This is a genomic window from Marivita sp. (assembly GCF_017643905.1).
GTDB lineage: Bacteria > Pseudomonadota > Alphaproteobacteria > Rhodobacterales > Rhodobacteraceae > Marivita.
The window spans coordinates 32,049-44,245 of record NZ_JAEPMO010000014.1; the positions used below are offsets into that span (position 1 = coordinate 32,049).

Annotated in this window: 16 protein-coding genes; 14 read left to right on the plus strand and 2 right to left on the minus strand. The window is 64.3% G+C overall.

Annotated features, from left to right (window positions below):
- The first annotated feature begins 26 nt into the window (after positions 1-26).
- Genes JJ869_RS03730 through JJ869_RS03745 form a run of 4 tightly spaced genes read left to right on the plus strand, consistent with a single transcriptional unit; the run spans position 27 to position 2,421 of the window.
- Complete coding sequence (locus JJ869_RS03730) at positions 27-407, plus strand: head decoration protein (RefSeq protein ID WP_292264640.1); 381 nt, start codon at positions 27-29, stop codon at positions 405-407.
- Between the two features lie 41 nt (positions 408-448).
- Positions 449-1,471, plus strand: a complete 1,023-nt coding sequence (locus JJ869_RS03735) for a major capsid protein (RefSeq protein WP_292264641.1) — start codon at positions 449-451, stop codon at positions 1,469-1,471.
- 12 nt (positions 1,472-1,483) lie between these two features.
- Positions 1,484-1,795 carry a hypothetical protein gene (locus JJ869_RS03740; protein ID WP_292264642.1) on the plus strand — a complete coding sequence of 104 codons (312 nt, stop codon included), beginning with the start codon at positions 1,484-1,486 and terminating at the stop codon, positions 1,793-1,795.
- Positions 1,792-2,421: a DUF6441 family protein gene (locus JJ869_RS03745; RefSeq protein ID WP_292264643.1), complete on the plus strand. Its 630-nt coding sequence runs from the start codon at positions 1,792-1,794 to the stop codon at positions 2,419-2,421. The genes JJ869_RS03740 and JJ869_RS03745 overlap by 4 nt, the downstream gene beginning before the upstream one ends.
- 13 nt (positions 2,422-2,434) lie before the next feature.
- Here the strand turns inward: JJ869_RS03745 and JJ869_RS03750 are convergent, their stop codons facing one another.
- Positions 2,435-2,725, minus strand: a complete 291-nt coding sequence (locus JJ869_RS03750; protein WP_116904306.1) for a type II toxin-antitoxin system RelE/ParE family toxin — start codon at positions 2,723-2,725, stop codon at positions 2,435-2,437.
- Positions 2,713-2,997: a ribbon-helix-helix protein, CopG family gene (locus tag JJ869_RS03755; protein WP_292264644.1), complete on the minus strand. Its 285-nt coding sequence runs from the start codon at positions 2,995-2,997 to the stop codon at positions 2,713-2,715. The genes JJ869_RS03750 and JJ869_RS03755 overlap by 13 nt, the downstream gene beginning before the upstream one ends.
- Before the next feature lie 84 nt (positions 2,998-3,081).
- On the opposite strand from JJ869_RS03755, the gene JJ869_RS03760 reads away from it, so the two are divergent.
- From JJ869_RS03760 to JJ869_RS03805, 10 genes are all read left to right on the plus strand, one after another.
- On the plus strand, positions 3,082-3,507 hold the full coding sequence (locus JJ869_RS03760) for an acyl-CoA transferase (RefSeq protein ID WP_292264645.1): 426 nt from the start codon (positions 3,082-3,084) through the stop codon (positions 3,505-3,507).
- A gap of 26 nt (positions 3,508-3,533) precedes the next feature.
- Positions 3,534-4,475, plus strand: coding sequence for a phage tail tube protein (locus JJ869_RS03765; RefSeq protein WP_292264647.1), 942 nt, complete (start codon positions 3,534-3,536; stop codon positions 4,473-4,475).
- 2 nt (positions 4,476-4,477) lie between these two features.
- Positions 4,478-4,846 carry a hypothetical protein gene (locus tag JJ869_RS03770; RefSeq protein ID WP_292264649.1) on the plus strand — a complete coding sequence of 123 codons (369 nt, stop codon included), beginning with the start codon at positions 4,478-4,480 and terminating at the stop codon, positions 4,844-4,846.
- 59 nt (positions 4,847-4,905) lie between these two features.
- On the plus strand, positions 4,906-5,172 hold the full coding sequence (locus JJ869_RS03775; RefSeq protein WP_292264651.1) for a hypothetical protein: 267 nt from the start codon (positions 4,906-4,908) through the stop codon (positions 5,170-5,172).
- On the plus strand, positions 5,165-7,585 hold the full coding sequence (locus JJ869_RS03780; protein WP_292264653.1) for a phage tail tape measure C-terminal domain-containing protein: 2,421 nt from the start codon (positions 5,165-5,167) through the stop codon (positions 7,583-7,585). The genes JJ869_RS03775 and JJ869_RS03780 overlap by 8 nt, the downstream gene beginning before the upstream one ends.
- Before the next feature lies 1 nt (position 7,586).
- Positions 7,587-8,174: a hypothetical protein gene (locus JJ869_RS03785; protein WP_292264654.1), complete on the plus strand. Its 588-nt coding sequence runs from the start codon at positions 7,587-7,589 to the stop codon at positions 8,172-8,174.
- A complete protein-coding gene (locus tag JJ869_RS03790) occupies positions 8,174-8,734 on the plus strand; it encodes a hypothetical protein (RefSeq protein WP_292264656.1) in 561 nt (186 codons plus the stop codon). Before JJ869_RS03785 ends, JJ869_RS03790 begins: the two co-directional genes overlap by 1 nt.
- Positions 8,735-8,736: 2 nt before the next feature.
- Entirely contained in the window at positions 8,737-9,144 is a 408-nt protein-coding gene (locus JJ869_RS03795; RefSeq protein WP_292264657.1) for a hypothetical protein, read from the plus strand.
- A gap of 15 nt (positions 9,145-9,159) precedes the next feature.
- The gene (locus tag JJ869_RS03800) at positions 9,160-11,706 is read left to right on the plus strand and encodes a phage tail protein (RefSeq protein WP_292264658.1); all 2,547 of its coding nucleotides are present in this window, start codon (positions 9,160-9,162) and stop codon (positions 11,704-11,706) included.
- Positions 11,706-12,197: tail fiber domain-containing protein (locus JJ869_RS03805; RefSeq protein ID WP_292264659.1), on the plus strand; the 492-nt coding region annotated here is incomplete at its 3' end. The genes JJ869_RS03800 and JJ869_RS03805, both read left to right, overlap by 1 nt.

Sequence of the window (12,197 nt, forward strand, 5' to 3'; positions counted from 1 at the left end):
GACACCCAATCTTCAGGAGATTGCCCATGTCCGTGCTGACCCAACCGCCCACCATGGGCGATGTCCTCAAATACGAGCTGAACCCCAACTTTACCCGCGAGACCGTCACGCTGCTGGCCGGCGCCAGCTACCCTGTCGGCGCTGTGCTGGGCCGCGTCACCGCGAGCGGCAAGATGAAGCTCAGCACCGCCACTGGCACTGACGGCGCGCAAAACGCTGCCGCTGTCCTGCTTTATGACGTTGATGCAACGGCTGCGGATGCGACTGGCATCGTCGTCCTGCGTGGGCCTGCCATCGTCTCGAAAGCGGCGCTCGTCTTCGACGCCAGTGTCGATGACGCAGCTAAGACGGCGGCCAAGCACGCCCAGTTGACCGCGCTCGGCATCATCCCACGCGACGCCGCCTGACCCGGCCGCAAGATTCCTCCCCTCATTCCCCGGAGTTCCCCATGACCATCACGCGCAACCCGTTTGACGCGGGCGGCTATTCGCTCGCCGAGATGACGCAGGCCATCAACATCCTGCCCAATCTCTACACCCGCCTCGGCCAGATCGGCCTCTTCCGCTTCGAGGGCGTGACGCAACGCTCGGTTGTCATCGAACAGCGCGAGGGGGTGCTGAGCCTCCTGCCCTCGGTCCCGCTGGGCGCGCCAGCCACGGTCGGCACCCGCGAGCAGCGCTCGATGCGCAGCTTTGCCCTGCCCTGGATCCCGCATGACGACGTGATCCTGCCCGCCGACATTCAGGGCATGCCTGCGCTGGGCCTATCAGACGCAGCCGATCCGCTTGTTGATGTCATGAACCGCAAGCTGACACTGATGCGTCGCAAGCACGCTCAGACCCGCGAATACATGGAGATGAACGCGCTGCGCGGCATCGTGAAGGATGGCGCGGGCACGACCCTCTACAACTACTTCACCGAGTTCGGGCTGGAGATGATCTCGGTCGACTTCGTCTTCGGCACCGCGGGCACCAACATCCAGAGCAAGGTTCGCACCGTGCTGCGCGGGATCGAGGACAACCTGCTCGGCGAGACCATGACCACGGCGCATGCGCTGGTCAGCTCGGAATTCTTCGACAAGCTGATCAGCCACCCGAAGACCGAAGAGGCCTACAAGTTCTTCTCGGCCACCGGCGGCCAGCCGCTGCGCGAGGACATGCGCCGCGCCTTCCCGTTCGCGGGCATCCTCTTCGAGGAATACAACGGCTCGGTCACGCTCTCGAATGGCACCTCCGAACGGCTGATCCCCGCAGGCGAAGGGATAGCGTTTCCCTTGGGGACTTTTGATACCTTCACCACCTATGGTGGGCCTGCGAACCTGCTGGAAACCGCCAACACGGTCGGTCTGCCGCTTTACGCGCGGCAGATGATGGATGCGAAGGGCCGCTGGATTGATCTGATGACCGAGGCCTCGATCCTGCCGGTGAACAAGCGCCCACGGCTGGCGATCCGGATCTTCAGCTCGAACTGAGGCCGCTGAGACATGACGGCCTTTGCCGTGGCCCTCGATCTGCTCTTCGCTGATCCGAACCTCGCCCACGAGGCCTGGCATCGTGACAGCGAAGGGCAGTTCACCCGCATCCGCATCATCATGCGTCGCAATGATGATGTGACCACGTTCGGGGCAGCGCGCTTGGTCTCAGAGACTATGCGCTTTGACGTGCGCGTCTCGGAACTTCCCGCGCCCCGTCCTGACGAGCAGATCCTCATCGGTGATGAAACATTCCTGATCCAGGGCGAGCCGATCCGTGATCGGGAGCGCTTGATCTGGACAGTCGAGGCAACGCCCGCGTGAAACTCGACCTCTCCGTCACGGGCGACATCGTCAACGCCATGCGCGCTGAAATCCTCGCTGGCGAAAAGGCCGTAACCACGGCCATGCACGTTGCAGGCGCTGGTCTTAAATCCGACTGGCGCGCCCAGATCACGCGCGCTCGCCTTGGACAGCGGCTTGCCAACACGATCAGGTCCAAGACCTTTCCGGCGGCGGGCGAAAGCCTCGAGGCGGCCGCACTGGTCTGGTCCAACGCACCCCAGATCATCGGGGCGCATGACACGGGACCCTTGATCAGGTCGAAAGACGGGTTCTGGCTTGCCATCCCAACGCCTGCGGCTGGTAAGGGCACGCGCGGCAAAGCGCTCACGCCCGGTGAATGGGAAAGGCGGCGCGGTCTGCGCCTGCGCTTTGTCTATCGGCGAAACGGTCCAAGCTTGCTCGTGGCCGATGGGCGGCTGAACAGCCGTGGACTGGGCGTGGCATCACGGTCCAAGAGCGGCCGCGGACAGAGCACGGTGCCCATCTTTCTCCTGGTGCGGCAGGTGAAAATGTCGAAACGGCTTTCGCTGGCGCGGGACGCCGAACGGGCGCAGGCGGCGATACCGGGCCTGATCGTGGCGAACTGGCTGGAGGAACGATCTTGAGTGGCAATACCCTTCAGTATCCGGCCTCACGCTGATGACGCACGGCCAGAATAACGGCAGCCTCCGCATCGAGGCGATACAGCGCGACGTAACCGCTGCCTCCAAAGGTGATGAACCACTCGCGAAACTCTGGATCCATGTGCTCCATGGGGCGCCCTGCCCCCGGCTGGTCGCGCAATATCTGCATCCCTTCACGGATCGACTTCGCCGCACGGCGTGCTGCGTCAGGATTTTTCTCGGCCAAAAACTTGTAAAGCCGCTCAACATCCCGCAGCGCGGCGGGAGACCAGATCAGTTGTGGCATTCAGGAAGGTCTGCCTCTTCACCAGCTTCGAGCTTGGCAAGCCAGGCGTCTGCTTCCTCGTATGTCACATGTTGACCCGTGGCTTGATATTCTTGCCACGCCTGAAGTCCGGCTTGGCGAAACGCTTCGCGCTGTTCCTCGCGGGTGATGAACTGCGCAACCGCTTCACGCAGCATCCAATGCGTCGAGCGATCCCGCGCATCCGCCAGCCGCTTCAGACGGTCACGGGTTTCTTGGTCGAGCTTCACGGCGATGGGGCGCACAGCATTCATGGGTGAGTCCTTGTGAGTATTCACAGGTATTACCTGTAACACGCCTTACCCTCTGACAACAGTCAAATTCTTGCACGGTTATCCATGCCCACCCAACGCGAAACTATCCTGACCGCCCTGGCGGACCTGCTCAGGACGATCCCGCATGTGCCTGTTCTGCGCGGGGAAGTTCTCCCGGAACGCATCCCGCCCGCAGGGATGATGATACTGCGCGACGGCACACCGGGAGAGCCAGGCGTGACGTTGTCGCCGCTGACCTATCATTTCCAGCATCGCGCTGAACTCGAGATGATCGTGCAATCGACAACGGGCCGGGACGCCCTTTTCGACGCGCTTGTCGCTCAGATCGGCGCGGTAATCGCCGCGGACCGGACTTTGCGAGGTCTATGCGACTGGGTCGAGCCGGAGGCTGCTGAACCTGTCGATCTTCCCGTCGAGGGCGCCGCCTCTCTGAAAGCCGGGATCATTCCGATCACCCTCCACTACGCGACCAGTGACGCGCTGGGCTGACGAGACCAATTCAAGGAGAAACACCAATGGCACGAGCCCAGGGGGCGCGGGCGCAGATGGCGCTGGCGTTCGAAACGACCTATGGAACGCCGCCTGCGAGCGGCTTCACCAAGATGCCCTTCGCCAGCACGACGCTGGGGGCAGAACAACCGCTGCAGACATCGGAACTGCTGGGCTACGGGCGCGATCCGCAGGCACCGATCAAAGATGCGGTGACGGCGGATGGCGATGTGGTCATCCCGATTGACGCCGAGGCCTTTGGCTTCTGGCTGAAGGCGGGATTTGGAGCGCCCACGACCACCGGCGCGGAAGCGCCCTATAGCCACGAGTTCCGGTCCGGAAACTGGGCGCTGCCGTCGTTCTCGGTCGAGACCGGGATGCCCGAGGTGCCGCGCTATGCGATGTATTCTGGCTGCATGGTGGATAGCCTCAACTGGCAGATGGCGCGCTCTGGGCTGCTGACAGCCACGGCCAGCATTGTGGCGCAGGGGGAAACGATCGCCACGACTACGGCAGCGGGAACGTCCGCCAATATCGCGCTGAAACGCTTCGGGCACTTCAACGGGGCGATCACGCGAAACGGCGCGAACATTGGCAACGTCGTCTCCGCCGACCTGACCTATGCCAACAATCTTGACCGCATTGAGACGATACGAGCGGATGGCAAGATCGACGGTGCGGATCCCTCGATTGCGGCGCTGACCGGCAATGTCGTCGTGCGCTTCGCGGATCAGACACTGGTGCAACAGGCGATCAACGGCGAGGCCTGTGAACTTGAGTTCTCCTACACACTTGCAACCGGCGAGAGCCTGACCGTCACCGCGCATGCCGTTTATCTCCCACGCCCCCGGATCGAGATCTCGGGCCCGCAGGGCGTGCAGGCGACCTTCGACTGGCAGGCTGCAAGCGACCCGGTGGTGGGCCGGATGTGCACCGTGACGCTCACCAATGACCGCGAGGCTTACTGAACATGCTGCGCCTGAACCTGTCGAACGAACCACGCTGGCTTGATTTGGGCCACGGTGTCCGACTGCTTGTAGAGCCGCTGACGACCGCCATCATGTTGGCCGCGCGCAGCGATCCGGCAATTGTCGCCGCGGCGGTGGAAGCGGACAGCGATGCGGCCCATTCCAACGACGATCTCGCGCGCATCGTTGCAAAAGCGGTGGCGCGCATCGTCGTCAAGGATTGGGATGGGATTGGCGACGAGGACGACAACCCGCTGCCGCTGACGCCTGAGGGCATCGACGCGCTTCTGGAACTCTGGCCGATCTTCGAGGCGTTCCAGACGAAATACATCGCGGGCGCGCTCATTCTGGAAGCGGAAAAAAACGCCTGACCGCTCTCGCCGACTGGGAGTTCGGCGGGGGCGGCGACTATTGCGCGGCGTGCACCTCTATGTGCGCGGAATGCCCACGGACCCTGCACAAACCTCTCACTTTGGAAGGCTGGCAGGTCTGGGATCTGGTACAGCGCCTCGGCGGACAGGTGCGCGTCGTGGGCGGCATGAGTGGCGGCGCTATCCTCGGCTGGGACATGGGCGCTGCCCTGCAACTTGGCGCAGCCCTCGGGCTTTCGCCCCTGATCATCGCAGAACTGCTGCCGCCCATCGAGGCGGTGATGGTGCGCAAGACAAACGAAGAGATCGAACACCGTCATGGCTGAGAAGAAGGTATCCGTCCGCCTCTCCGCGACCGGCGGGCGCCAAGTGCGTGCCGAGTTGGAAGGTGTCGGCGAGGCGGGTAGCCGCGGCATGGGGCGCCTGTCGCGCGAGATGGACCAGGCCAATGCGCGCATGGCGGCCTTCGCGCGCCGGGCGCAGATTGCCGCGGCCGCCGCAGCCGCTGCGGTTGCCGCGGCAGGTGTTGCCATGGTGCGCAACGGGCTCTCAAGCATCGACGCCCAGGCCAAACTTGCGCAATCGCTCGATACTACGGTGGCCTCGATCCAGGTTCTGGAGCGGGCGGGCGAACTTGCCGGGGTCTCGATGTCGGGGATTGAGCAAGCCACCAAGGATCTGACGCGACGCCTCAGCCAGGCGGCTGCAGGAACCGGGCCTGCCATCGCTGCGCTTGACCAACTTGGGCTATCAGCCGTCGATCTGATGGCGATGCCACTTGATGAGCGTGTGGCAGCGATCAACACGGCCATTGAAGCCTTTGTGCCTGCGGCGCAGCAGGCGGCTGTTGCAGGACAGCTCTTTGGCGAGGAAGGCTCCATCGCCATGGCGCGTATCGACAGCGCGGCCTTGCGTCAGGCGACGCAGGATATGCGCGACTTCGGCGTCATTGTGTCCGAGCAGGATGCGGATCAGATCGAGCAGACCAATGATGCGATCTCGCGTTTGGGGCTGATCTGGCGGGGCGTATCAAACCAGCTTGCGGTCGCGGCAGCCCCGGCGCTTGAGCGCGTGGCTGGGGTCTTGGCAGGGCTTGCGCGGGTCAGTGGTCCGTTGGGCCAGGCCATTCAGGGTCTTTTTGCCAATCTTGAGCGCATGACGATCTATACTGGCACCTTTGTCACCTTCCTTGCAGGACGCTGGGTCGCGGCGATGGCTGCCGCGGCGCTGTCAGTGCGCGGGCTCGCCACTACGCTGGTGGTGCTCAGAGGCGCCTTGATCCGCACCGGCATTGGCGTCCTGATCGTCGGCGCGGGCGAGCTGGTTTATTGGTTCACCCGGTTGGCCTCCAGTGCAGGCGGCTTTGGCGAAGCCATGGCCCTCTTGAAGGACGTCGCAGTCGAGGTCTGGGACCGGATCAAGATGGGGGCATCAAGCGTTGGGGCCGCGGCCACAGCCATGTTCTACGATCTGAAGGCTGATGCCGCTTCAGGCATGGCCGGCGCCATCGAGAGCGTCGTTAGCTTCGGCAACACCACCGCCAACACGTTTGAGGGCGCACTTTTGGCCGTGCGCGAGATTTGGTCGCGCTTGCCGGATGTGATCGGGGATCTGGTCTTCTCGGCTGCAAACCGCATGCTTGACGGGATCGAAGCCATGCTGAACGGCGCAATCCGCAGGATTGACGCGTTCACGGGTCGAATTCGCGATGCGCTGGCGGCGGTCGGGATCGAGACGACCTTTGGTCAGATCGGCGAAATCAGTCTCGATGACATCCCGAACCCGTTTGCCGGGGCCTCCGCAGATGCTGGAACGGCAGCGGCAAATGCCTTTCGCCGAGCCTTCGAGGACAACCCGCTCTCGGCCCCTGACCTTGGCCTTGATGGCATTGCGGCGGATGCCCTGGAAACAGCCAATATTTACCGGCGTGCCGCCACGGACCTCGCCAATGGCGCGACAGCCCCACTCACCTCTTGGGGCGCACTTCGCGATGCTGTTGCGGGCACGGGTGAAGAAGGCGCGGCGGCGCTAGATGAGGCCACGGCCTCTGCAGATCGCCTATCGGATGCCATGGGCCGAGCTGGTGGTGCAGCCGGGAGCGCTGGCGAACGGGTCGCCACCGGGTGGCTTGCCGTGTCGGAATCCCTTCAAGCCTACGCCACGGATGCGCTGAACTGGGGCAAGGGCCTTGGCGAAACATTGACCGGCGCCTTCAGCGGTGCGGAAAGCGCGTTCCGGAGCTTTGTTGAAACGGGTAAATTCGACTTCAAGGGCCTCGTGCGCTCTATCCTGGCGGACCTTGCGGTTCTGTCGTTCAAGCGCGCGGTGCTGGGGCCCATCGCCTCGGCGCTCTCCGGCATCTTTGGCTGCGGGTCCGTTGCGGCGGCCGTCTCGCATGCGGGCGGTATCGTTGGGCTTTCCGGACATAGTCGCTCGGTGCCTGCGATGGCCTTTGCTGCTGCGACGCGGATGCATTCCGGCGGTTGGGCTGGTCTCCGCCCCGACGAGGTCCCGACGATCCTGCAGCGCGGGGAGCGGGTGCTGAACCGGCGCGAGGCGGCGGACTATGGTCGGGGCGGCAGCATTGGCGCGGGCGTCACCGTGAACATCGACGCGCGCGGGGCACAGATTGGCGCGGCCGAGCAGATCGACGCGCGCCTTCGCGCGGCGATCCCAGAGATCGCCCGCATCGCCAAGGAAAGCGTGGCTGATGGCCGACGCCGAGGTCAGGTGATCTGAGATGGCCATTCCTGTTTTGCCGCTGACGCTTGTGTCCTCGCTCGAGCGGCGACTGGTCACGTCTGTGGCCGAGGCGAGCTCGCCGTTCACTGGCACGTCCCAGATCCAGGACTGGGGTGCCTCCTGGTGGGAATACCAGATCGAGATGGCAGTGACCCAAGGGGCCAAGGCCCGGAGGCTTTCGGCCTTCTTCACCGCCCTTGGTGGACTGCGGGGCCGATTCCTGTTCTCCGATCCCTCGATCGAGGTGCCGTTGGCGGCGGGCAATCCCTATGTCACCGAGGCGCAGGTCGCTGGGGCATCCACCCTTCGCACGGCCGGTTGGGGACTTGGGCTTCGCGCGGGGGATTTCTTACAGCTGGGTTCGGATGCCACCACCCGGCTTTATCAGCTGACGGCGGATGTGACGCCCATCGGCAGTGAGGCGATGCTCGCCTTCGTGCCGCCGCTCCGGGCCTCCGTTCCGGTCGGAACGCTGCTCGGCCTTGATGCCCCGTCGGTTCTTTTGCGGCTGACGTCACCGGTTCCCTCAGTCATCGGCCGGGCGGATCAGCATCGCTTCACGATTTCAGCGCGGGAGGTCCTCTGATGAGCCGCGATCTTACCGTCGCTTTTGCCACTGCGCTGGCTGATCAAAGCCTTCGACTCGTCATCTTCTTCGAAGGGCAGTTCGCCACGGGCTGGGTGCGTATCTGGTCGGGGCTGGGAGAGGTCAGTTGGAACGGTCAAAGCTGGGCTGGGGCTGGGTCGCTCTTGGGCCTTGGCTCGCTCGATGAAACCGGAGAGGTCGTGGCGGGCGGCACGGCGGTGTCGCTGTCCGGCGTGCCACTGGACCTTGTTCAAATGGCGATCGAGGAAGCGCGCCAGGGCCTGCCCGGACGAATTTGGCTGGGGCTTCTGGCCGAGAATGGCAGCATCATTGCCGATCCGGTTCAGGCCTTTTCGGGCCGGCTCGACGTCCCGGAAATCAAGGATGACGCCGACACCTGCACGATCACCATCAGCTATGAAAGCCGGTTGATCGACCTGACCGTGGCGCGAACCTGGCGCTACACCCATGAAAGCCAGCAGGTCTTGTTCCCGGGCGATCTCGGATTCGAATACGTGACAGCGATCCAGGACCGCGAAATCACCTGGGGGCGTGGATAGACATGACTCGCGTTGACCACTGGGAACGCCTGCTTGCAGCAGCGATCGATACCGCACGGGCAAAGCCTTTCGTTTGGGGCGTTCATGACTGCCCGACCTTCGCTTTTGAGGTCCGCATGATACTGACCGGCGGTGAGGACATCGCGGCCCTCTGGCGCGGGCGCTACACCACCGCGCTCGGCGGCGAGCGTGTGATGCGCCGCCTGGGCTGGGCCTCGCTCGAGGAGATGGGCAGCTCCCTTTTGGGAGAACCACGCCAAGCCGTTCTGCTTGCGCAACGCGGCGACATCGTACTGGCCGATACCGGCCTTGGGTTTGGCATTTGCAACGGGGCCTCGGCCGTTGGCATGGCGCCGGAGGGCCTCGTGACCGTACCGCTCACCTCTTGCCGGCTTGCCTGGCCCATCTAAATACGGACCCAATTCATGCCCTTCATCGTGACAGCCGTCACCGCGATCGCGGGGGCGATCAGCGGCGTACTGGCTGCAGGCGGAATTGGCGCGGCACTCTTGCGGATCGGCGGGACGCTGCTTCTGTCTTATGCGGCGCAGGCCCTGATGCCGAAACCGCAGACGACGATGCAGCCGCGGACGGTGACGATCCGCGAGCCCGTGGTGCCGCGCGATCTCGTCTATGGCCGCACCCGCAAGGGCGGGGTCATCGTCTTCCTGCACTCCTCGGGGTCGGACAACAAGTTCCTCGATCTGGTGATCGTGCTGGCCACGCATCGGGTCAAATCGATCGGGGCCATCTATTTTGAAGGCGAAGTGGCGGTGAATGCCGCCGGGACCGCGCAGGGGCGCTGGGCCGGAAAGGTCGTTGTCGAAAAGAAACTGGGCGCCGCCAACCAGACCGCCTTCGCGGGCCTGAAATCCGCGCTGCCCGACAAATGGACGGAAAACCATCGGCTGCGGGGCTGTGCTGCGATCCGGCTGCGCCTCACCTATGATCAGGATGCCTTCCCGGGCGGGATCCCAAACATCACGGTGGATCTGGAGGGCAAGGACGATATCTGGGACCCGCGGACGCAAACCGCAGGCTATTCCGAGAACCCCGCCCTCTGCCTTGCCGACTATATGGCCAACACGACCTGGGGCATTGGCGCGCGCATCGGCCAGCCAGACGGGATCGACGAGATGTCCCTCGTGGAAGCCGCCAATATCTGTGACGAGACCGTCCCACTCGCGGGTGGCGGGTTCGAACCGCGTTACGCCTGCAATGGGGTGATCACCCTCTCGGAGGTCCCGAAGACGATCATCGAGGGGATGCTGTCGTCCTTCGCCGGGCGCTGCGCCTTCTCGGGCGGGGCCTGGCGTATCCACGCGGGGGCGTGGCGCGCGCCGGATGTCGCGCTGACCTCGGACCATGTCCGCGAAGGCGGGCTGACCTTGGCGACACGCGTCACGATGTCGTCGAACTTCAACGGCGTGCGCGGACAGTTCGTCAGCCCCGAGAACGATTGGCAGCCGGATGACTTCCCGGCTTACGCCTCGGATGTTTACCTCGCAGAGGACGGCGGTGAGCGGAAATGGCGCGATATCTCGCTGCCCTTCACGATCTCTGCCTCGATGGCGCAGCGGCTTGCAAAGATCGAACTTGAACGCGCGCGACGGCAGATGACGGTGCGGCTCTCGGGCAAGCTTTCGGCTTGGGCGGCCACCGTCGGAGATGTGGTGACGCTGTCCTACGCCCGCTGGGGCTTTGCCGCCAAACCCTTCGAGGTGCATGGGGTGAGCCTCGATTTGACGGCCTCGGGCGATGGCGCACTGCTCCTGCCGGAACTGGTCCTGCGCGAGACCTCGCCATTGGTCTATGACTGGTCGGCGTCCGAGCAGCAGATCTACGCAGCTGCCCCACGGACGGCGCTGCCCAATGCTTACGACATCCCGGCACCCGGCGCACCGCAGGTCACCGAGGACCTCTATGTGACGCGGGACGGCGGGGGGCTGAAGGTGCTCGCGAAAATCAGTTGGGAGGCGGCACCTTCCGGGTTTGTCGCGGCCTATCAGCTGCAGGGCAAACTTTCTGGCGGGGCCGACTGGATCGACTATGGCCGCACCGACGGAACTGCGCTTGAAATTCGCGACATCGCGCCGGGGGCTTGGGCTTTCCGGGTAAAAGCGATCTCGGTTCTGGGCGTTTCTTCGCCTTGGCAACGGACCGAGGCAGAGATCCTCGGGCTAACTGCCCCGCCAGCACAGCTCGAGAATGTGACGCTCCAAACGGCCGGCGGCCTTGCGATCCTGAAATGGACCCGCTCGGCCGATCCCGATGTTCGCGTGGGCGGCAACATCGTCATCCGGCATTCCAAGGAAGCGACGGCCACCTGGTCCGACAGCTATTCGATGGACCGGGTCTCCGGCAGCGAAGCCATCGCCGTCGTGCCTCTGAAACCTGGCACCTACCTGGTGCGCGCCGAGGACAGCGGCGGCCGTGCCGGTCCTGAAACCAGGGTCTCAACCAAGGGCGCGCAGGTGCTTGCCTTCTCGACTTTGGACTTCCTGCAGGCTGATCCCGGCTTCGTCGGCCCGAAATCAGGGCTACAGGTTACGGGTTCGAACCTGACGCTCGCCACGGCGACCGCGAATGGTGTGACGCAGGTCAGCACGATGGACGGCCAATACGCCTTTGCCGCCGGTCTTGATCTTGGCGCCGTGAAGCGCGTGCGACTGCGCTCGGAAATCGGCGTGGCGGCACTCGCGTTGAATGACCGCATCGATGCCCGCACCGCGCTGATGGACACATGGGCCGACTTTGACGGATCGGCCGGTGCAGAAATCGACGTGCTCTTCGAGATCCGCGAGACCGACGACGATCCGGCCGCATCGCCCAACTGGGGCCCCTGGGGTCGTCTCGACAACCACGAAATCGAAGCCCGCGCGGTAGAGGCGCGGGCGTTTCTCACGACGAAGGATGCGTCCTACACGCCCATCGTCAGCCAATTGCGGCTCTATGCCGATAAGGTCGCGTAATGCCCCAGACATCCAGCTTCGTGATCGCCAACGACGCGGGCGCGGCCGTTCGGGCGCGCATCAATGAGGTGATCGCGGCCCTGCAATCGACGAGTGCGGGGGCCTTGGCGCCAACGGCAACCACGGCTGGCATGCTCTGGGTCGATACCTCGGTCTCTCCGCCGGTTCTGCGTCGCCGGAACGCCACGAACACGGGCTGGGACGCGCTTCTCGATGCGGCCGGCAATCTGGCGGGGCTCGCGAACACCGCCGTGGCACGCACGAACCTCGGGCTCGGGACCATGGCGACCAAGTCGGCGGCGGATTACGACGCGGCGATCGCGGCGAAGGCTGCGCTCGCTGGCGCGACCTTCACCGGCGTCGTCACGGCCCCGAACTTCGTCTCCTCGTCTGATATCAGGCTGAAATCCGATGTGGAGACCATCGTCGACGCGATGGCCTTGGTCAGCGCCTTGCGCGGGGTGCGCTTCACCATGGATGGCAGCCGCCAG

Excerpts from the sequence above, each read along its gene's own strand:
- JJ869_RS03795 (WP_292264657.1), top strand. The coding sequence starts at position 8,737 with ATGACTCGCGTTGACCACTGGGAACGCCTGCTTGCAGCAGCGATCGAT.
- JJ869_RS03775 (WP_292264651.1), top strand. The coding sequence starts at position 4,906 with ATGTGCGCGGAATGCCCACGGACCCTGCACAAACCTCTCACTTTGGAA.
- JJ869_RS03740 (WP_292264642.1), top strand. The coding sequence starts at position 1,484 with ATGACGGCCTTTGCCGTGGCCCTCGATCTGCTCTTCGCTGATCCGAAC.
- JJ869_RS03770 (WP_292264649.1), top strand. The coding sequence starts at position 4,478 with ATGCTGCGCCTGAACCTGTCGAACGAACCACGCTGGCTTGATTTGGGC.
- JJ869_RS03790 (WP_292264656.1), top strand. The coding sequence starts at position 8,174 with ATGAGCCGCGATCTTACCGTCGCTTTTGCCACTGCGCTGGCTGATCAA.
- JJ869_RS03755 (WP_292264644.1), bottom strand. The coding sequence starts at position 2,997 with ATGAATGCTGTGCGCCCCATCGCCGTGAAGCTCGACCAAGAAACCCGT.
- JJ869_RS03765 (WP_292264647.1), top strand. The coding sequence starts at position 3,534 with ATGGCACGAGCCCAGGGGGCGCGGGCGCAGATGGCGCTGGCGTTCGAA.
- JJ869_RS03800 (WP_292264658.1), top strand. The coding sequence starts at position 9,160 with ATGCCCTTCATCGTGACAGCCGTCACCGCGATCGCGGGGGCGATCAGC.
- JJ869_RS03730 (WP_292264640.1), top strand. The coding sequence starts at position 27 with ATGTCCGTGCTGACCCAACCGCCCACCATGGGCGATGTCCTCAAATAC.
- JJ869_RS03760 (WP_292264645.1), top strand. The coding sequence starts at position 3,082 with ATGCCCACCCAACGCGAAACTATCCTGACCGCCCTGGCGGACCTGCTC.
- JJ869_RS03785 (WP_292264654.1), top strand. The coding sequence starts at position 7,587 with ATGGCCATTCCTGTTTTGCCGCTGACGCTTGTGTCCTCGCTCGAGCGG.
- JJ869_RS03735 (WP_292264641.1), top strand. The coding sequence starts at position 449 with ATGACCATCACGCGCAACCCGTTTGACGCGGGCGGCTATTCGCTCGCC.
- JJ869_RS03750 (WP_116904306.1), bottom strand. The coding sequence starts at position 2,725 with ATGCCACAACTGATCTGGTCTCCCGCCGCGCTGCGGGATGTTGAGCGG.
- JJ869_RS03780 (WP_292264653.1), top strand. The coding sequence starts at position 5,165 with ATGGCTGAGAAGAAGGTATCCGTCCGCCTCTCCGCGACCGGCGGGCGC.